General features: G+C 64.3%; 16 protein-coding genes. 6 read left to right on the forward strand and 10 right to left on the reverse strand.

Going from position 1 to position 17,910, the window contains the following annotated elements:
- Genes IVB12_RS25290 through soxA form a run of 3 tightly spaced genes read left to right on the forward strand, consistent with a single transcriptional unit; the run spans window position 1 to window position 1,558 of the window.
- Window positions 1-468 (forward strand): SoxY-related AACIE arm protein, encoded by a 468-nt coding sequence (locus tag IVB12_RS25290; RefSeq protein WP_247303109.1) that lies wholly within the window; start codon window positions 1-3, stop codon window positions 466-468.
- Complete coding sequence (gene soxZ / locus IVB12_RS25295; RefSeq protein ID WP_247303111.1) at window positions 468-785, forward strand: thiosulfate oxidation carrier complex protein SoxZ; 318 nt, start codon at window positions 468-470, stop codon at window positions 783-785. The genes IVB12_RS25290 and soxZ overlap by 1 nt, the downstream gene beginning before the upstream one ends.
- Window positions 782-1,558 (forward strand): sulfur oxidation c-type cytochrome SoxA, encoded by a 777-nt coding sequence (gene soxA / locus IVB12_RS25300; protein WP_247303112.1) that lies wholly within the window; start codon window positions 782-784, stop codon window positions 1,556-1,558. Before soxZ ends, soxA begins: the two co-directional genes overlap by 4 nt.
- Window positions 1,559-1,576: 18 nt before the next feature.
- Here soxA and IVB12_RS25305 read toward each other — a convergent pair whose 3' ends face one another.
- Window positions 1,577-2,275 (reverse strand): isochorismatase family cysteine hydrolase, encoded by a 699-nt coding sequence (locus IVB12_RS25305; protein WP_247303114.1) that lies wholly within the window; start codon window positions 2,273-2,275, stop codon window positions 1,577-1,579.
- A gap of 117 nt (window positions 2,276-2,392) precedes the next feature.
- On the reverse strand, window positions 2,393-3,346 hold the full coding sequence (locus IVB12_RS25310; RefSeq protein WP_247303115.1) for a hypothetical protein: 954 nt from the start codon (window positions 3,344-3,346) through the stop codon (window positions 2,393-2,395).
- A gap of 162 nt (window positions 3,347-3,508) precedes the next feature.
- On the opposite strand from IVB12_RS25310, the gene IVB12_RS25315 reads away from it, so the two are divergent.
- The gene (locus IVB12_RS25315; protein ID WP_247303116.1) at window positions 3,509-6,982 is read left to right on the forward strand and encodes an indolepyruvate ferredoxin oxidoreductase family protein; all 3,474 of its coding nucleotides are present in this window, start codon (window positions 3,509-3,511) and stop codon (window positions 6,980-6,982) included.
- A gap of 51 nt (window positions 6,983-7,033) precedes the next feature.
- Here IVB12_RS25315 and IVB12_RS25320 read toward each other — a convergent pair whose 3' ends face one another.
- From IVB12_RS25320 to IVB12_RS25330, 3 genes are all read right to left on the reverse strand, one after another.
- The gene (locus IVB12_RS25320; RefSeq protein ID WP_247303117.1) at window positions 7,034-8,053 is read right to left on the reverse strand and encodes a trypsin-like peptidase domain-containing protein; all 1,020 of its coding nucleotides are present in this window, start codon (window positions 8,051-8,053) and stop codon (window positions 7,034-7,036) included.
- Between the two features lie 92 nt (window positions 8,054-8,145).
- Entirely contained in the window at window positions 8,146-8,595 is a 450-nt protein-coding gene (locus IVB12_RS25325) for a hypothetical protein (protein ID WP_247303119.1), read from the reverse strand.
- 9 nt (window positions 8,596-8,604) lie between these two features.
- Window positions 8,605-10,203, reverse strand: coding sequence for a GMC family oxidoreductase (locus tag IVB12_RS25330; RefSeq protein ID WP_247303121.1), 1,599 nt, complete (start codon window positions 10,201-10,203; stop codon window positions 8,605-8,607).
- Window positions 10,204-10,402: 199 nt separating this feature from the next.
- Between IVB12_RS25330 and IVB12_RS25335 the strand changes: the two genes are divergently transcribed.
- A complete protein-coding gene (locus IVB12_RS25335; protein WP_247303123.1) occupies window positions 10,403-11,191 on the forward strand; it encodes a thermonuclease family protein in 789 nt (262 codons plus the stop codon).
- Window positions 11,192-11,409: 218 nt separating this feature from the next.
- On the opposite strand, the gene cyoD is transcribed toward IVB12_RS25335, so the two are convergent.
- Genes cyoD through IVB12_RS25355 form a run of 4 tightly spaced genes read right to left on the reverse strand, consistent with a single transcriptional unit; the run spans window position 11,410 to window position 15,260 of the window.
- Window positions 11,410-11,799, reverse strand: a complete 390-nt coding sequence (cyoD, locus tag IVB12_RS25340) for a cytochrome o ubiquinol oxidase subunit IV (RefSeq protein WP_247303125.1) — start codon at window positions 11,797-11,799, stop codon at window positions 11,410-11,412.
- Complete coding sequence (locus IVB12_RS25345) at window positions 11,796-12,437, reverse strand: cytochrome (ubi)quinol oxidase subunit III (protein WP_247303127.1); 642 nt, start codon at window positions 12,435-12,437, stop codon at window positions 11,796-11,798. Before IVB12_RS25345 ends, cyoD begins: the two co-directional genes overlap by 4 nt.
- Window positions 12,437-14,437 carry a cytochrome o ubiquinol oxidase subunit I gene (cyoB, locus tag IVB12_RS25350; protein WP_247303129.1) on the reverse strand — a complete coding sequence of 667 codons (2,001 nt, stop codon included), beginning with the start codon at window positions 14,435-14,437 and terminating at the stop codon, window positions 12,437-12,439. Before cyoB ends, IVB12_RS25345 begins: the two co-directional genes overlap by 1 nt.
- Complete coding sequence (locus tag IVB12_RS25355; RefSeq protein ID WP_247303131.1) at window positions 14,427-15,260, reverse strand: cytochrome ubiquinol oxidase subunit II; 834 nt, start codon at window positions 15,258-15,260, stop codon at window positions 14,427-14,429. The genes cyoB and IVB12_RS25355 overlap by 11 nt, the downstream gene beginning before the upstream one ends.
- 255 nt (window positions 15,261-15,515) lie before the next feature.
- On the opposite strand from IVB12_RS25355, the gene IVB12_RS25360 reads away from it, so the two are divergent.
- Window positions 15,516-16,316: an SDR family NAD(P)-dependent oxidoreductase gene (locus tag IVB12_RS25360; protein WP_247303133.1), complete on the forward strand. Its 801-nt coding sequence runs from the start codon at window positions 15,516-15,518 to the stop codon at window positions 16,314-16,316.
- Window positions 16,317-16,499: 183 nt separating this feature from the next.
- Here IVB12_RS25360 and IVB12_RS25365 read toward each other — a convergent pair whose 3' ends face one another.
- Complete coding sequence (locus IVB12_RS25365) at window positions 16,500-17,837, reverse strand: sorbosone dehydrogenase family protein (protein ID WP_247303135.1); 1,338 nt, start codon at window positions 17,835-17,837, stop codon at window positions 16,500-16,502.
- Window positions 17,838-17,910: the final 73 nt, after the last annotated feature.

Raw genomic sequence — 17,910 nt, forward strand, 5'->3', positions numbered from 1 at the left:
ATGCCAACCACGCGACGACAATTCTTAAGCCTCGCCGGCAGCGTGACGGCCGCCGGCACGATCCCGATCGTCACGCTTCGGCCAGTCGAGGCGACACCGGCAATGCTCAACACCGCGATCCGCAACGTCGTCGGTGAGGCACAGATTCGCACCGGCAAGATCAAGCTCGACATCCCGCCGCTGGTCGAGAACGGCAATACCGTGCCGTTGACGGTGAGCGTCGCAAGTCCAATGACGGCCGCGGACTACGTCAAGAGCATCCACGTCTTCAACGAGAAGAACCCGCAGCCGAACATTGGCAATTTCCATCTCGGTCCCTCCTCCGGCCGCGCCCAGGTCTCGACTCGGATTCGGCTCGCCGACAGCCAGAAGGTGGTCGCGATCGCGCGCCTTTCCGACGACACGTTTTGGCAGGTCGCCGCCGACGTCGTCGTGACGCTGGCCGCCTGCACTGAGGAGATGAACTGATGGCAGCGCTCATCAATGTTCCGGCCAAGGCCAAACGCGGCGAGATCATCGAGATCCGCACGCTGACTTCACACACCATGGAGACCGGCTTCCGCCACACCGCAGCCGGCGCGCTGGTGCCGCGCGACATCATCACGAGCTTCACGTGCCGCTACAACGGCACCGAGATCTTCCGCGCGGATCTATTCCCGGCGATCGCCGCGAACCCTTATCTGTCGTTCTTCACGGTCGCCAAGGACAGCGGCAAGTTCGAATTCGAATGGATCGGCGACAACGGCTATTCGTCCACCGCATCGGCGTCCATCCTAGTCGAATGAGGTTTTGGCGCGCGATAGCGGTGGCGCTGACCGCCACGGTCCCTGCCCTGCTCGCCGGTGAAATCCCGCCCGAGGCACGTCGCTCCGGCTATTCCTTCATGGGACCCGACACGCGCGCGATGCAGGATGACGACACCTCCAATCCGGGCATGCTGTTCGTGCTCGACGGCGAGGCGCTGTGGGGGAAGAAGACCGGCCGTGCGCAGAAGTCCTGCGCCGACTGCCATGGCGATGCCCGCGGCAGCATGAAGGGCGTCGCGGCGCGCTATCCCGCCTTCGACAAGGCGCTCGGCCGCCCCGTCACGCTCGACCAACGCGTCAATCTCTGCCGTAGCAACCACCAGCAGGCTACGCCACTGCCATACGAGAGCCACGACCTGCTGGCGTTGTCCGCTTTCATCGCCCATCAATCGCGCGGCGTTCCGATCACCGCCGGCGACGATCCGCAAGTAAGACCCTTCGTCGACCAGGGCCGCGACCTGTTCATGCAGCGCGAGGGCCAGCTCAATCTTGCCTGCTCCAATTGCCATGACGACAATTTCGATAAACGTCTCGCCGGTGCGCCGATCACGCAGGGACAGCCGACCGGATATCCACTCTATCGCCTGGAATGGCAGACGCTGGGTTCGCTGGAGCGACGGCTGCGCAGCTGCATGACCGGCGTGCGCGCCCAGGCTTATGATTACGGCTCGCCCGAGCTCGTCGCGCTCGAGCTCTATCTGATGTCGCGGGCGCGCGGCTTGCCAATGGAGACGCCGGCGGTGCGGCCGTAAGTGATAACTGGCCGTCGTCTAGCCCGTCGAAGTCTTCATCGCCACCAGGATGGCGGCCGAATCCGCGACCCAGCCGAAGATGCCGCCCTGAGCCTTGATCATCTTCAGGCCCATTTCGTGAAACTCGGGAAAGTAGGATGCGCAGCCGTCGGAGATGACGACGCAGCGATAGCCGCGGTCATTGGCCTCGCGCACCGTGGTGTGGACGCAGACCTCCGTGGTGACACCGCACACGAGCAAGTTTTCGATGCCGTATTTCTCCAAGACGTCGCCGAGCTCGGTGGCGTAGAACGCACCTTTGCCCGGCTTGTCGATCACGATCTCACTGTCGAGCGGATAGAGTTCGGGAATGATATCGTGCCCGGCCTCTCCGCGAATGAGAATACGCCCCATCGGGCCGGGATCGCCGATGCGCAAGGACGGCGCGCCGCGTTCGACCTTTGCCGGCGGTGCGTCGGAGAGATCCGGCAGATGGCCTTCCCGGGTGTGGATCACCAGCATGCCGGTGTCGCGCGCCGCCTTCAGCACCGCGCCGATCGGATTCACCGCGCGCGCGAGCTGGCTGACGTCGTTGCCCAGCGTCTCACCGAAGCCGCCGGGCTCCATGAAGTCGCGCTGCATGTCGATAATGAGGAGCGCGGTGACGCGCCAGTCGAGCCCGATCGGCTCGGGCTCGGCGTTGATGATTCCCCGTGCCGGCTTGGTTGAGTTCAGCATGATGCCCCCCGCCCGAAACGCTGTATCGCAAACTTGTGCAAGCGCCGTGCCATTCGAAGCGACGCTCTCTGGTCTTGCTCCCGTTCTCACGGGAGAGGCGGACGCCACCGCTCGCCGCTACCCTCCCGCCCCATACAGCTGCCGATACTCGTCCTCGTATGGCGCGTACGACTCCTTCAGCGTAGCCATGTTCAGCAGCATGGTGGCGACCTGTGCATTCGCCTTGTCGAACACGCGCGTCTTGACCCAGGCGCTTTCGGTTCGCCGGCTGCCGGAGAGTGCGACCACCTCGCGCTCCACCTCATAGTCCTCGTCGACGAAGAGCGGGCCTTTCAGCAGGCGGATCTCCTGATCGGCGAACAGGCCGACCGCCGGCCCCTTGGCCGGCAGCGGATCGTCCTTGGAGCGGTACTGGAACAGCACGCTGAGCATCTCCATCGGGATGATCGGCTTGCGCCATGGATTGTCGGCGCCAGAGTAGTACGGAGAGCTCTCCGTGATGACCGCGAGTTTCTGCCGCAGCGAGAACGGGTAGAGATCGCCCATATTCTGATCAAATGCCATGCGGACAGTCTGCCATTTGCTGGTCTGCGCCACCTTCACGTCGCGCAGAATCACGGGATCGGTCAGCGGCTTGAGCTCGCCAAGGCGCGTCTCGAGCGCGGTCGCTACGTGCGGCTCGCCGACCGAGGCGGTGCCGCGCAGCACCTCGGTGCCGTCGCGCTTGACCATCTGGATCTCGCACTGGCGGGTAGCCGGCAGCGGCTTCGACAGGATTGCCTGCACCTCCTCACCCTCATAGCAGACGCTGCGGTAATGCGCGGAGAGGCACGCGGTTTCGAACCAAGCGCGCCCCCACAGCCGTTCGCCGAGCGGTGCGAACTGGCTGAAATGCGTGGGCCCCTCGATGGTGCCGCCCTTGAAGCCGAGCTTCTGCGCCGTGGCGTCGTCATGGATCGAGGCGTGCGCCTCGTAAGTTTGCGCTTGCAGCATCTGGCGCGGCCTGCGCCACGGTCCGATCAACGCCTGGGCCGTCTCAGTGATCTCGGTGTCGAATGCGTTTGCAGCCATGGTGTTCTCCACAAGCAGCCATGACTAGCAGGAGCGCCACGGATGCGGCCAGCGATATTGACTTCGCCGACCCATGCTTTGACTGTCACAATTCGCGTCGCGCCGCGCAATCCCTCCCGCAGCACAGATCCCACGCCGAGCAAGAAGACGAGGACTTCCGAAATGACGCTAATGCAGGTCGAGCTGGACGATAAATACCGGCTCGAATCGAAGCGGATCTTCCTGTCCGGCACCCAGGCCCTGGTCCGCTTGCCAATGTTGCAGCGCGAACGCGACCGGCTTCAGGGGCTCAACACCGGCGGTTTCATCTCGGGCTATCGCGGTTCCCCGCTCGGGATGTATGACCACGCGCTGTGGCGCGCGAAATCGCATCTGCAGCAGCACGACATCGCCTTCGTCCCCGGCCTCAACGAGGACCTTGCGGCGACCGCGGTCTGGGGCAGCCAGCAGGTCGGGCTGTTTCCCGGCGCCAAGGTCGATGGCGTGTTCGGCATCTGGTACGGCAAGGGCCCCGGCGTCGATCGCTCGGTCGATGCGCTCAAGCACGCCAACGCCGCTGGCACCTCGCGCAATGGCGGCGTGCTGGCGCTGGCCGGTGACGATCATGGCTGCCAGTCCTCGACGCTGGCTCATCAGAGCGAGCAGGTGTTGGCGGCAGCGCTGATCCCGGTGATCAATCCCGCCACGCTTCAGGATTATCTCGACCTCGGCCTTTATGGCTTTGCGCTGTCGCGCTTCTCCGGCTGCTGGGTCGGCTTCAAGGCGATCAGCGAAACTGTCGAGAGCTCGGCCTCGATCTATAGCGACCCCGAGCGCATCCAGATCAGGCTTCCCGACGATTTCGAGATGCCGGCCGGCGGTCTCAACATCCGCTGGCCCGATCCGCCGCTGGAGGCCGAGAGGCGCCTGTTCGGGCCGAAAATGGAAGCGGTGCAGGCTTTCGCCCGAGCCAACCAGCTCGACCGTATCGTGCTCGATTCCAAGCCGGCTCGGCTCGGCATCGTCGCGACCGGCAAGGCCTATCTCGATCTGCGCCAAGCGCTCGCCGACCTAGGGATCACCGACAAGGACGCGCAGGACCTCGGCCTTCGCATCTACAAGGTTGCGATGACCTGGCCGCTGGAAGAGAGCGGCGCCAAGCGTTTCGCCGAGGGTCTTCAGGACGTGCTCGTGGTCGAGGAGAAGCGCGGCTTCATCGAAGACCAGCTGATGCGCATCCTCTACAACATCGATGCTTCGAAGCGCCCGACTGTCACGGGAAAGCGCGACGAGCGCGGCGCGCCGCTGCTGCCGAGCGAGGGCGAGCTGACGCCCACCATCGTTGCCTCTGCGCTGGTGGCGCGGTTACGTAAGCTCGGCCATCATAGCCCGGTGCTGGAGCAGCGCCTCGCGCGGCTCGAGGCGTTCGACAACCCTGTTACCGCCATCACGCCGATCAAGCTCGCGCGCACGCCGTTCTTCTGCTCGGGCTGTCCGCACAACTCCTCGACGCGCGTGCCCGAAGGAAGCCGCGCCATGGCCGGCATCGGCTGCCACGGCATGGCCCTGAGCATGCCGACGCGCCGCACCGATCTGATCTCGCATATGGGCGCCGAAGGCGTGAACTGGATCGGCCAATCGCCCTTCACCACCGAGAAGCACATTTTTCAAAATCTCGGTGACGGCACCTATACCCATTCCGGACTTCTGGCGCTCCGCGCCGCTTCGGCTGCCGGCATCAACATCACCTACAAGATTCTCTACAACGATGCCGTCGCCATGACCGGCGGCCAGCCAGCCGAAGGCAGCTTTAACGTCGCGCAGATCGCGCACCAGGTCTGGGCCGAAGGCGTCAAGCGCCTCGCGATCGTCTCGGACGATCCGAGCAAGTATCCGCCAGGACATTACTTCCCGCAAGGCGCGACCATCCATCACCGCCGCGAGCTCGACGCCGTGCAGCGCGAGCTGCGCGACATCGAGGGCCTCACGGTCATCATCTACGACCAGACCTGCGCCGCCGAAAAGCGCCGCCGCCGCAAGCGCGGGCTCTATCCCGATCCCGCCAAGCGCGCCTTCATCAACGAGCTCGTCTGCGAAGGCTGCGGCGACTGCTCGCAGGCCTCCAACTGCGTCTCGGTGCAGCCGCTGGAGACCGAGTTCGGCCGCAAGCGCCAGATCGACCAGTCGAACTGCAACAAGGACTTTTCCTGCGTCGAGGGCTTTTGCCCGAGTTTTGTGACCGTGCATGGCGGCAGCCTGAAGCGCATGAAGACGTCAGCGGTCGATTCCGGCCAACTGTTCGCCGACCTGCCGCTGCCCCCAATGCGCGAGCTGGACCGCCCTTATAACATCCTCGTCACCGGCATCGGCGGCACTGGCGTCATCACCATCGGCGCGCTGCTCGGCATGGCCGCCCATGTCGAGGGCCGCGGCTGCTCGGCGCTCGATTTCACCGGACTGTCGCAGAAGAACGGCGCGGTGATGAGCCATGTCCGTATCGCGCCGAAGCCGGAGGATATCTCCGCCGTCCGCATCACCACCGGCGGCGCCGACGTCATCCTCGGCTGCGACATGATCGTCTCGGCCGGTGCGACCGCGCTGAGCCGCGCCGAGCGCGGCGTGACCAAGGCCTACATCAACGCCGATCTGCAGCCGACCGCGAGCTTCGTGCAAAACCCGGATCTCGATTTCGAGATGGGAACGATGCAGACGGTGCTGCGCGATGCCGTCGGGGACAAGAATCTCGACATCATCGACGCGACGGGCGTTGCCGCCGCGCTGATGGGCGACAGCATCGCCACCAACCCCTTCATGCTCGGCTTCGCCTTCCAGAAGGGCGCGATCCCGTTGTCGCTGGAGGCCCTGCTCCGCGCCTTCGAGATCAACGGCACCGCGATCGAGATGAACAAGCGCGCCTTCACCTGGGGCCGTCTCGCCGCCCACGACATGTCGCGGGTGCGCAGCGTGCTCCAGTTCAAGAACAGGGCGGCCGCACCGACCAAGTCGCTCGACGACATCACCGCGATCCGCGCCGAGTTCCTGACTGGCTATCAGAATAGGGCATATGCCGAGCGCTACCTCGCAGCCGTCGCCAAGGTACGCAAGGCGGAGAGCGCGGCCACGCCGGGCTCCGCCGAGCTGACCGAGGCCGTCGCAAAGAACCTGTTCAAGCTGATGTCCTATAAGGACGAGTATGAGGTCGCACGGCTCTACACCGATGGCAGCTTCGCCAAGAAGGTGTCGGAAAAATTCGACGGCGACTTCACGCTGAAATACCATCTTGCCCCGCCGATCTTCGCGAAACGCGACAAGACGGGCCGGCTTCAAAAACAGGAGTTCGGCGGCTGGATGATCCACGCCTTCCGCGTTCTCGCGAAACTCAAGTACCTGCGTGGCACCGCGTTCGATCCGTTCGGCCGTACCGAGGAGCGCAAGACAGAGCGCAAGCTGATTGAAGACTATCTCGGCATGATCGATCAGCGGATCGCGGGACTGAAGGCAGAGCAGATCCCGCTGCTGGTGCGGCTTGCGCGCGTGCCGGAAATGATCCGCGGCTTCGGCCACGTAAAGGAAGCAAACATCAAACTTGCCTCGGCCGAGACGGCGCGGCTAGAAGCGGAGCTGGAGAACAGCCGCTTTGCCGCCGCGGCCGAGTAGCGGCGAGAGTGCGAAGCTCTCGCCCCGCGTCATTGCGAGTGGGGAACCGCGCTAGCGCGCTGGCTTGCGTTCGATCGGATCGATATCGATCGCCCGCAGGCGGCCGAGCCGCAGCACGTCCATCGACAGCCGCCGGCCGATCCGGTCGCGGTCGAGCACGCGGATCAGATCGTCGACGCCGTTGATCTCGATGCCGTCGAGCCTGATCACGACGTCACCGGGCAACAGGCCCGCCTTCGCCGCCGGGCCGTCCGGCTCGATTTGCATCAAGAGCGCGCCCATCTTGTTCTCGACACCGGCCAGCACCGCATGCCGCCGCGGGACCGGCGCGGTCTGCCCGGCAACGCCGATATAGGCGCGGCGGACATAACCGTGGCGGATGATCTCCGACAGCACGAACTGCGCGGTGTTGCTGGCGACCGCAAAGCAGATGCCCTGCGCCCCGTTGATGATGGCGGTGTTGATGCCTATCACCTCGGCATTCGACGACACCAGCGGTCCGCCGGAATTGCCGGGATTGAGCGCGGCATCGGTCTGGATCACATCCTCGATGGTGCGCCCGCTGACCGAGCGGATCGAGCGGCCGAGCGCCGAGACGACGCCGGCCGTGACGGTCGACTCGAAGCCGAGCGGATTGCCGATCGCGATCACGAGTTGGCCACGCCGCAGGCTCTTGGAGTTGCCAAGCGCGGCATAAGGCAAGTGGCGCACGCCGTTGGCGCGCAGGAGCGCGAGATCAGTGTCGGGATCGGCACCGAGCACCTGGGCGTCGCCGACGTGCCCCTCAACGTCGCGCAGCCGGATCTCCTTCGACGTGCCGACCACATGGCTGTTGGTGAGCACGAGTCCATCCGGCGAGATCACGATGCCCGAGCCGAGCCCGCCGCGCTCGCGTCTATCAGGCACTTTTGGTCCAGTCTCGACCCGCACGACCGCGGGCCCGACCCGGTCGGTGACGTCGATCACCGCATTGGAATAGGCGTCCAGCAGCGCCCGGTCATCGACCGGGGCGGCCGCAGTCGTTTGCGATGACGATGCGTCATCGGCGACATCTGAGGTGAAGTCTAACATGGTAAGAGTCCTCGAAGGCTCACACAGATGGTGGCCTGCTCCCGTCGACGCAAGTGGCCCGCCCGGAGCGCAACGCCTGACTGGCCAGATGGCTAGGGCGACCGCCGCAGCGAGCCGCCTCTTGCCTTGACCGGATCGAGCAGCGACCAGTCCCCGTCCGGAAGCACATGGCCCTTGGGAAATGGCGCGCGCAGCTCGAGCCCGAGCGAGCCCAGCACGCGGTCATCGCGGTAGTAGCATTGCAGCACGACACGGACGAGGGTTGCGGCAGGAACGCCGCCGGAGGTGCGGAACTGCCGGGCAACGCCGTCACGCGCGGCCGGCTCGAGATCGGCCAAAGGCATGCCGGCCAACTGCGCCAAATGATCCAGCGCCGCCGCGACCTGTTTGGTGTCGCGGCCGAGCGTTGCGAGGATGTCGGCCTGGATGATGTCGTCGTCGGCGCCCGGAACGCGATATTCCTCGCTCGGAGGAATGATCATCGCGGCAATGGTGCGGAGGTCATCGCGCTGCCGCGGCGTGAGGGTCGGCTGCTCGGACATGGCGATCCTCTAATCGAACAAATTGGCCAGGCGCTGCTTCATCTGGTCGGCGATGTAGAGCGCGAGGGCCTGGATGGTGGAGGTCGGGTTTACCCCGCCCGAAGTGACGAAGATGCTGCCGTCGACGATGAAGAGGTTCTTGACGTCGTGGGTGCGGCCCCATTCGTTGACGACCGAGCGTTCGGGGTCGGTGCCCATCCGCGCGGTGCCGAGCAGGTGCCAGCCGCCCCACGGGATCGGCGAATTGATGCAGATGTCGGTCGCGCCCGCCGCTTCAAGAACCTCGCGGCCGCGGGCGAGCGCATGCTCCATCATCTTCCGGCTGTTCTCGCTGATCGTATAATCGATCTTCGGTGCGGGAATGCCATGGCTGTCCTTCAGCACCGGATCCAGCGTGACGCGATTATGCTCTTCGGGCAGGTCCTCGCAGATCGCGGAGAAACCCAGCCGATGGCCATTGAGCTTGCGGAAGACGCGGTGATGGTCGGCGCCCCAGGGCAAAATGCCCTTCTGCTCGCTGACGACGGCCTCGAACACCGGCCCTGCCCCGCGAACGAACTGCACGCCGTAGCCGCGCACGAAGCCGCGCGACAGGTCCGTGTCATACCACTGCTTGCTCCACAGGCAGGTCGGCGGCGCGCGGTTGCTGTCCGTCGGCTCCTTCACATAGCCGTAGATCTGCGCATAGGGGTGAAACATCAGGTTCTTGCCGACGAGGCCGGACGAATTGGCAAGTCCATTCGGAAAACGCCCCGAGGCCGAGTTCAGCAGCAGTCGCGGCGTGCCGACGCCGTTGCAGGCGATGATGACGACGTGGGCGGGCTGAAATTGCTCGATGCCGTCCTTGTCGTAATAGACGACGCCCGAGGCCATGCCGGTCTCGTCGGTAGTGATCTCACGCACGCGGCAATGGGTTCGCAGCTCGACGCCGGCACGGATCGCATGCGGCCAATAGGTGATGTCGGTGGAAGACTTTGCGCCTTGCGCGCAGGCCGGCGTGCAATGGCCGAGATTGATGCAGCGCGCCCGGCCCTCATAATCCATGGTCGCGACCGTCGTGTCAGACGGCCACCAGTGCCAGCCGAGCTTGTTCATGGCCTTGCCGATGATGGCGCCGGACAATCCGAGCGGCTGTTGCGGCATCGGCGGATGCGTCAGCGGCGAAAGCGGATCGCCTGACAGGCCGGACGTCCCCATTATCCGGTCGTTCTCCTCGAAGAACGGGGTCAGCGCATCGTAGTCGATCGGCCAGTCGTCGGCGACGCCGTCGAGCGTCCTCACCTTGAAATCGGAGGGATGCAGCCGCGGCCAGTGCGCGGTGTACATGACCGTCGAGCCGCCCACTGCATTGTAGTTGACGACCTTGATCGGCGAATTGTCGTCGTTGATCGGATAGTCCTCGGGCCGGCCCCGGACGTTGGGGCTCGACGACCATTCGCCGTAGAACTTGGCTTCCCAGTCCCGCCCGGTGCTGGGATATTCCGCCGGATTCATCCAGCCGCCCTGCTCCAGGCAGAGAATGTGCATCTTGGTCTCGGCCAGCGACCACGCCACCGCTGCGCCGGAAGCGCCGGCGCCGATGATCAGGACGTCCACGGGGTCTTTCATTGCAACCTTTTCCTCCCCCTCGCCGCTTACCAGGCGATTCGGCCCTGCGGCCCGCAAGGCCGGCGAACGATAGGATCAGAGCAACGGCTGAGTAAAGCCGCGAGGCCGGAATGTCGCACTTCGCAGGGCGCAGACCATTGGTCTCGCCACATCCGGATGCTAGGAACAGGGCCGCACGAGCCATCGATAGCGAGATCGTATGTCCTTCCGAAATTTCTTTGCCTCCGCGCGCGCTTTTGCGCTCGCTTCATTTTTCGCCTTGTCCGGATTTCTGGTCTCGCCCGGACCAGCCTCCGCGCTGACTGCCGCCGCGACAGCCCGCGACGGCAACTCCATCCAGCTCGGCGACGTCACCTACCGGCTCGACGGCGTTGATGCGCCCGAACTTGATCAGGTCTGCATCGACGAGCACGCCGATTCCTGGAGCTGCGGCATCGAGGCCCGCGACCAGCTGACGAAACTGATCGGAAAACGGACGGTGCGCTGCGACGACGTCGGACCGGAAAAGAGTTTTGGCAAGCGGCACCGCGCCATCTGCACGGCCGAGGGCGACAAGGCCAGCTTGAACGAGCAGTTGATCAAGCTCGGCTTCGCCCTCGCGCGCGAGCCGATCAAGGCCAACGTCAAACCGGCGGCCACCGAGGCCAAGACGGCGGCCGCTGGGATCTGGAAGGGCTGCTTTGTTGCACCGCAAGATTTCCGCGCCGGCAAGAGGGATGGCGCGCTTCTCGGCGCCGCGTGCCGCCCCGACCGGGACAAGGAAATCCGCGCCGTGCTGTTCCCCGAGGAGCTGACGATGCCGCCGAGTTGCAGCATCAAGGGCAAGCTCGCGGTGCGCGCACGCGTCACCGGCAATATCGGCATCTATCATTTGCGGGGCTGCCCGAGCTATCCGGCGACGACGAAGCCCGACCGCTGGTTCTGCTCGGAGGACGACGCCCAGGCCGCCGGTTTCCGCAAGGCCTATAATTGCCGTCGGCCGAAGTGAACAATTCCTTCACACATCCGTGAGTAGTAGTCCGAGACCGTATTGATCCGGAATTGAAGTCTATCGGGAGTTGCGTCATTCGTATGCGTACGCAAGCGCTTTGCGCGAGCGTTTCCTTTGGCAGCAATCCGGCTTCGGTCCGATTGCCTTGCTCGGGCGTTTCCTCCCTTGACTTGGGCCGCTTGCCATCCAAGCGGCTCTTTCTTTTTGGGCGGGTCCTAAGTCCGCATCTGCATGATGTGGTCCATCGGTGGCATGTTGGCGTTCAGATGCGCCATAATCCAGACCGTTCCTCCGACCACCAGGAAGACAACCAGAAGCCCGAAGGCGAGCGCCAGCACGTTATTGGTGTTGTCCGGACCTGTGGTGATGTGCAGGAAGAACACGAGATGCACGCCCATCTGTGCGATCGCGAGCACGATCAGCGCGACAGGGATCGACGGCTGCCAGACCAGATCCGTACCGGCGATGAAGAACGACGTCGCCGTGAGCAGCAGGGCCAAGACAAGACCGACGACATAACCGAGGATGCGGGTGCCGACACTGTGTTGCTCTTCCTCGCCGGGCGCGAGGTCGTGTTTGACTAACCCATGGGTCTGATCACTCATGGCGCGCTCCCGAGCAGGTAGACCACGGAAAACACCGCGACCCAGATGATGTCGAGCGCGTGCCAGAACAGCGCAAAGCACATCATCCGCCGCAATATGTCGGCGCGAAAGCCCTTGGCGAACACCTGGGCCATCATGGTGAGCAGCCACAGCACTCCGGCCGAGACGTGCAGGCCATGACACCCGACCAGCGAGAAGAACGCGGTCAGGAACGCGCTGCGCGACGGGCCATAGCCACGGGCGACGAGGTCGGCGAATTCGCGGAACTCGATGGCGAGGAATATGAGGCCGAGCACACAGGTCACGGCCATGCCGAGATAGAACCAGAGCCGGTTGCGCACGTCGGCGGCAATGCTGGCCATGCCGCAGGTGAAGCTCGACAGCAACAGGCAGACCGTTTCGATCGCCACGTTCTTCGGCTCGAAGATCTCCGAGCCCTTCGGGCCGCCGGCGGTCTGGCCGGCCAGCACCGCATAGGCCGCAAAGAAGCAGGAGAACATCACGATGTCGGAGAGCAGGAAGATCCAGAAGCCGTAGGCGGTCACGATCCGCTTCGGCGCGGGTCCGGGATGCTCGATGATGAGCCCGATGTGATGTGGATCGGCGTGGGCGCGGCCGGCCGTGGCGGTCATCGACATCAGACTGCCCCCGCCATGCTGACGAGGCTGCGCCGCTCCTCGAGATTGATACGGTCGATGCGGGCGACCTCATCGGCCGGGATGACGTATTCGTCATGGTCGCGCCAGGCGAACACGACGAAGGTCGCGAAGGCACCCAGGCCGCCCAGGATCACCATCCACCAGATGTGCCAGATCAGCGCAAAGCCCATGATGGTGGCGAAGAACGCGCAGACGAAACCGGTGGGAGAATTCCGAGGCATCTCGATGTCCTGATATTCCGGCTCTTCGTGCTCGAGCAGTTGCTGCTTGGCGTGGGCCTTCATCTCCCAATAGGCGTCCTCGCCGCGCACGTCGGGGTGGAACGCGAAATTGAACACCGGCGGCGGCGACGAGGTCGCCCATTCCAGCGAGCGGCCGTCCCAGGGATCGCCGGTGCGGTCACGCAAGGCCTCGCGGTTGCGGATGCTGACCACGATCTGCACGATCTGGCAGATCACGCCGATCGTCAGCACCGCCATGCCCACCACCGCCACCAGCATCCAGGGCCGCCAGGCCGCGACATCGTAATGCTGCATGCGCCGCGTCATGCCGAGCATGCCGGCGACATAGAGCGGCATGAAGGTGATGAAGAAGCCGAGGAAAGTGAACCAGAACGCAGCCTTGCCCCAGCGTTCGTCGAGGCGGAAACCGAACGCCTTCGGAAACCAATATTCGAAGCCGGCGAAGGCGCCGAACAGCACGCCGCCGATGATGACATTGTGGAAGTGCGCCACCAGGAACATGCTGTTGTGAAGCATGAAGTCGGCCGGCGGCACCGCGAGCAGGACGCCGGTCAATCCGCCGACGATGAACGTCACCATGAAGCCGACCGCCCACAGCATCGGCGTCGCAAAACGGATGCGGCCGCCATACATCGTGAACAGCCAATTGTAAATCTTCACCCCCGTCGGCACCGCGATGATCATGCTGGCGATGCCGAAGATGGCGTTGACGTCGGGGCCGGCACCCATCGTGAAGAAATGATGCAACCACACCATGAAGGAGATGACGCAGATCGCCATGGTCGCGAGCACCATCGAGCGATAGCCGAACAGCGCCTTGCCGGAGAAGGTCGAAACCACCTCGGAGAAGATGCCAAAGGCCGGCAGCACCAGGATGTAGACCTCGGGATGCCCCCAAGCCCAGATCAGGTTCATGAACATCATGACGTTGCCGCCGGCCTCGTTGGTGAAGAAGTGGAAGCCGAGGTAACGGTCGAGCAAGAGCATCGCCAGCGTGGCGGTGAGGATCGGGAACGCGGCGACGATGAGGAGGTTCGAGGCCAGCGTGGTCCAGCAGAACATCGGCATGCGCAGATAGTTCATGCCCTTGGTGCGCAGCTTCAGCACGGTGGTGACGAGATTGATGCCGGCGACCAGCGTGCCGACGCCGGAGATCTGGAGTGACCAGGCGTAATAGTCGACGCCGACCCCGGGCGAGTAGGACAGTTCTGAGAGTGGCGGAAAAGCGAGCCAGCCGGTGCGCGCGAATTCACCGACCACGAGCGAAATATTGACCAGCAGTGCGCCGGTCGCGGTCAGCCAGAACCCGACCGAATTGAGCGTCGGGAACGCGACATCGCGCACGCCGAGTTGGAGCGGCACGATCAGGTTCATCAGCCCGATCACGAACGGCATCGCCACGAAGAAGATCATGATGGTGCCGTGCGCGGAAAAAATCTGGTTGTAGTGCTCGGGCGGGAGATAGCCTTGCGACTGGTAGGCGACCGCCTGCTGGATTCGCATCATGATGGCATCGCTGCCGCCGCGCAGCAGCATCACCGAGGCCAGCAGCACATACATGACGCCGATGCGCTTGTGATCGACGCTGGTGATCCATTCGCTCCAGAGATAGGGCAGATGCCCCCTCACCACGACCCAGGCCAGCACGCCCAGGATGGCAACCAGCACCACCGCGCCGGCGACGAGCGGAATCGGCTGATCGAACGGAATGGCGGACCAATCGAGCTTACCGAGCATCGTGGCCTCCACTGTGCGACCGGCCGGCTTCGGATGCCAGCTCCGGTCCAGGACCCGGCGGAATGTGCTGGGTTGCGATCAGGTCGAACAGGCGCGGATCCTCGAGCCGATAGGTCGGCCGGCTCTTCTCGACCCCCTGCTGCATCAGCTTCTTGTAGCTGTCCGCATTCAGCACGGCATCGGTCTTCGCGGTGGTCGCCACCCAGTCCGGAAAAGCGAGCGGCGAGATCACGTTGACGTCGAACATCATGTCGGGGAAGCCGTCGCCGGAGAAATGCGCCGACAGGCCCTGGAGCCTGCCCTCGTGGTCGGCGCGCAAGTTCAGCTTCGTCACCATGCCGTTCATGGTGTAGATCATGCTGCCGAGTTGCGGGATAAAGAACGTGTTCATCACGCTCGACGACGTCAGCTGGAAATTCAGCTCGGCGCCGGCCGGCACCGTCAGCGTGTTGACGGTGGCGATGCGCTGATCCGGATAGATGAACAGCCATTTCCAGTCGAGCGAGACGGCCTGGATGCGCACCGGGCTGCCGGTGCCCGGCACCGGTGCTGCGGGATCAAGCTGATGCGAGCCAATCCAGGCGACGCCGCCGAGCAGGATGACGGTGAGCGCAGGGATCGCCCACACCACCATCTCGACGCGCCCGGAATAGACGAAGTGGGGCTGGTAACGCGCTTTCGGATTGGACGCGCGAAACCAGAACGCGAAGCCGAGTATCGCGGCGATGGTCGGCACCACGATCACGAGCATGATGAAGACGGAATCGATCAGGATGGTGCTGTTGGCCGCAGCCACAGGCCCTTGCGGATCGAGCAGATTCATCGGCAAGCCACTGGCGGTTGGAAAGCCCCGGGACAGAGCCTAGCGCGGGAAAGGCTCCGCAACAAACGCTGCGACCTCAGAACGGTTCCTGAACCGCTGGGGTCAGCCATGCGCGGTCGGCCGGCCGCAACATGCAATCGCATGTGATGTCAATGACATGAACGCGGGAGCGGCGCCCTTCTCTCCGGTCGAGGCGATTGCTAATCTGCACGAAAATATTGGATCAACAGGATCCGGGCCCGGGAGTAAACCGAGATGCGCTTGAAGGACAAGGTTGCGATCGTCGTCGGCGCGGGGCAGAGCCCGGGCGAGGGCATGGGCAACGGCCGCGCCACTGCGCTCACCTTCGCGCGGGAGGGTGCCAAGGTCCTGTGCGTCGATCATCATGTGGACTCGGCGCAGGAGACGGTCGCGATGATCACGGCGAAGCAGGGCACAGCCGCAGCCTTCAAGGCCGACGTGACCAAAGCCGCCGACATCAAGGCGATGGTCGCGGACGCGCAATCGCGCTGGGGCCGGATCGACGTGCTGCACAACAATGTCGGCGTCAGCCTTGCCGGCGGCGATGCAGAATTGTTGCAACTGACCGAAGAAGCGTTCGACCGCGTCGTCGCCATCAATCTGAAGAGCTGCATTCTCGCCGCGAAAGAGGTGATCCCGATCATGCGCACGCAGAGAGACGGCGCCATCATCAACATCTCCTCGATGGCGGCGATCACGACCTATCCTTACGTCGCCTACAAGGCGACGAAATCGGCGATGATCGCCTTCACCGAACAGCTCGCCTACCAGAATGCCGAATACGGCATCCGCGCCAATGTCATTTTGCCCGGCCTGATGAACACGCCGATGGCCGTCGATACCCGCGCCCGCGAATGGCACAAGACCCGCGCCGAAGTCGAAGCCGAACGCGACAGCAAGGTGCCGCTGCGCAGGAAGATGGGCACCGGATGGGACGTCGCGAATGCCGCGCTGTTCCTGGCTTCAGATGAAGCGAGCTTCATCACCGGCGTGACGCTGCCGGTGGATGGCGGTGCGAGCGTGAGACGGGGGTAGGGTTCTCTGTCACCTTCTCCGCTTGTGGGAGAAGGTGGCGCGAAGCGCCGGATGACGGGTTCTCTCCAATCGCCCAACCGTTCGTGAGGATGGAGACCCCCTCACCCGTCTCGCCGCTTCGCGGCGAGCCACCCTCTCCCACAAGGTCCCACAAGGGGAGAGGGGCAGCGTCACGCGGCGCGCTCAGCGCGAATATGTCACCCGCCAGATCGTGCCGTTGCCATCCTCCGACACCAGCAGCGATCCGTCCTTCGCCACAGCAACGCCAACCGGCCGTCCCCACACTTCAGTGTCGCTCACGACGAACCCCGTGACGAAATCCTCGTACTCGCCCGTCGGCTTGCCGTCCTTCATGCGGATGCGGATCACCTTGTAGCCGGTGCGCTTCGATCTGTTCCAGGAGCCGTGCTCGGCGGCGAAGGCGTCGCCCTGATACTCGGGCGGAAACTGCGTGCCCTGATAGAAGGTCATGCCGAGCGAGGCCGAATGCGGCTGGATCAGCACGTCCGGGACGGTCACCTTGTCCTTGAGGTCCGGCCGCGCGCCGGCGTGGCGCGGGTCTTCATTGTTGCCGATATAGAACCAGGGCCAGCCGTAGAAGCCGCCCTCCTTCACACTGGTCACGTAATCGGGCACGAGATCGTCGCCGAGGCCGTCGCGCTCGTTGGTCGAGCACCAGGGCAGCCCAGTCTGCGGCTGGATCGCAAGACCAACGCAATTGCGCAGGCCCGTGGCGTAGATCTTCCGCTCCTTGCCGTCGGGATTGAAGGCCAGCACGGCGGCGCGCTCCGTCTCGCTGGCCCAGGCAGCGCCAAGCGGTTGCGCTTTCGACCACGCCTCCAATCCACCCGGCGGCGTGCCCATGCCCTCGGCGACGTTGCTGAGCGAGCCAACCGACACCAGCATGCGTTTGTTGTCGGGCGTGAACACGATGTCGCGGGTGGAATGTCCGCCGTCATGCGGCAGGCTTGCCACGATCGTTTCCGCCTTGCCGCGTGCCTTGAGATCGCCGGCCTGGTAGGGAAAGCGAACGACGCTGTCGGTGTTGGCGACATAGACCCATTGCGGGTTGTCACCGCCCGGAAAGAAGGCGATGCCGAACGGCTGCCTCAGGCCGCCGGCAAACACCTCGTTGGTCGCGGCCTTGCCGCCATCGCCCGCGCGCAGCACGCGGATGGTGCCGGCCCGTGTTTCCGCGACGAAGACATCCCCATTTGGCGCGACCCGCACGATGCGCGGCGCGCGCAGGCCTTCGGCGAACAGCTCGATCTTGAATCCGGCCGGGACCTGGAGCGCGGCCTCCGCTGGACGCGACACCACACGCGACGAGCTCGCAACGGAGCGCGTCGCGCCGGGCCTGACCAGATCCTGTGGTCGGATCAACCTGACCGTGCCGGGCTTGTCGGCCCGCCAATCGCCGTAGGCATCCTTGCCCTGCAGCACCGGCTCACCTTGTGCGCTGGTGGCAGCCGCGACCAGCAATCCCGCGAACATCGCAACGGACCATATTCTGTTCTTCACGTCTTCCTCCCGGCCTGCGCGTCTCAAAGGTCAATACGCAAACGATCCGCGAACGTTCTGCGGCAGGTCATGC

It is taken from the genome of Bradyrhizobium sp. 179 (assembly GCF_023073535.1).
Taxonomy (GTDB): domain Bacteria; phylum Pseudomonadota; class Alphaproteobacteria; order Rhizobiales; family Xanthobacteraceae; genus Bradyrhizobium.

Bases quoted from the DNA above. Each gene is read 5' to 3' on its own strand.
- IVB12_RS25345 (WP_247303127.1), bottom strand. From the start codon at position 12,437: ATGTCGATGACCGCCACGGCCGGCCGCGCCCACGCCGATCCACATCAC.
- IVB12_RS25355 (WP_247303131.1), bottom strand. From the start codon at position 15,260: ATGAATCTGCTCGATCCGCAAGGGCCTGTGGCTGCGGCCAACAGCACC.
- IVB12_RS25325 (WP_247303119.1), bottom strand. From the start codon at position 8,595: ATGTCCGAGCAGCCGACCCTCACGCCGCGGCAGCGCGATGACCTCCGC.
- IVB12_RS25335 (WP_247303123.1), top strand. From the start codon at position 10,403: ATGTCCTTCCGAAATTTCTTTGCCTCCGCGCGCGCTTTTGCGCTCGCT.
- cyoD (WP_247303125.1), bottom strand. From the start codon at position 11,799: ATGAGTGATCAGACCCATGGGTTAGTCAAACACGACCTCGCGCCCGGC.
- IVB12_RS25305 (WP_247303114.1), bottom strand. From the start codon at position 2,275: ATGCTGAACTCAACCAAGCCGGCACGGGGAATCATCAACGCCGAGCCC.
- soxZ (WP_247303111.1), top strand. From the start codon at position 468: ATGGCAGCGCTCATCAATGTTCCGGCCAAGGCCAAACGCGGCGAGATC.
- IVB12_RS25330 (WP_247303121.1), bottom strand. From the start codon at position 10,203: ATGAAAGACCCCGTGGACGTCCTGATCATCGGCGCCGGCGCTTCCGGC.
- IVB12_RS25315 (WP_247303116.1), top strand. From the start codon at position 3,509: ATGACGCTAATGCAGGTCGAGCTGGACGATAAATACCGGCTCGAATCG.
- IVB12_RS25320 (WP_247303117.1), bottom strand. From the start codon at position 8,053: ATGTTAGACTTCACCTCAGATGTCGCCGATGACGCATCGTCATCGCAA.
- IVB12_RS25360 (WP_247303133.1), top strand. From the start codon at position 15,516: ATGCGCTTGAAGGACAAGGTTGCGATCGTCGTCGGCGCGGGGCAGAGC.
- cyoB (WP_247303129.1), bottom strand. From the start codon at position 14,437: ATGCTCGGTAAGCTCGATTGGTCCGCCATTCCGTTCGATCAGCCGATT.
- IVB12_RS25290 (WP_247303109.1), top strand. From the start codon at position 1: ATGCCAACCACGCGACGACAATTCTTAAGCCTCGCCGGCAGCGTGACG.
- soxA (WP_247303112.1), top strand. From the start codon at position 782: ATGAGGTTTTGGCGCGCGATAGCGGTGGCGCTGACCGCCACGGTCCCT.
- IVB12_RS25310 (WP_247303115.1), bottom strand. From the start codon at position 3,346: ATGGCTGCAAACGCATTCGACACCGAGATCACTGAGACGGCCCAGGCG.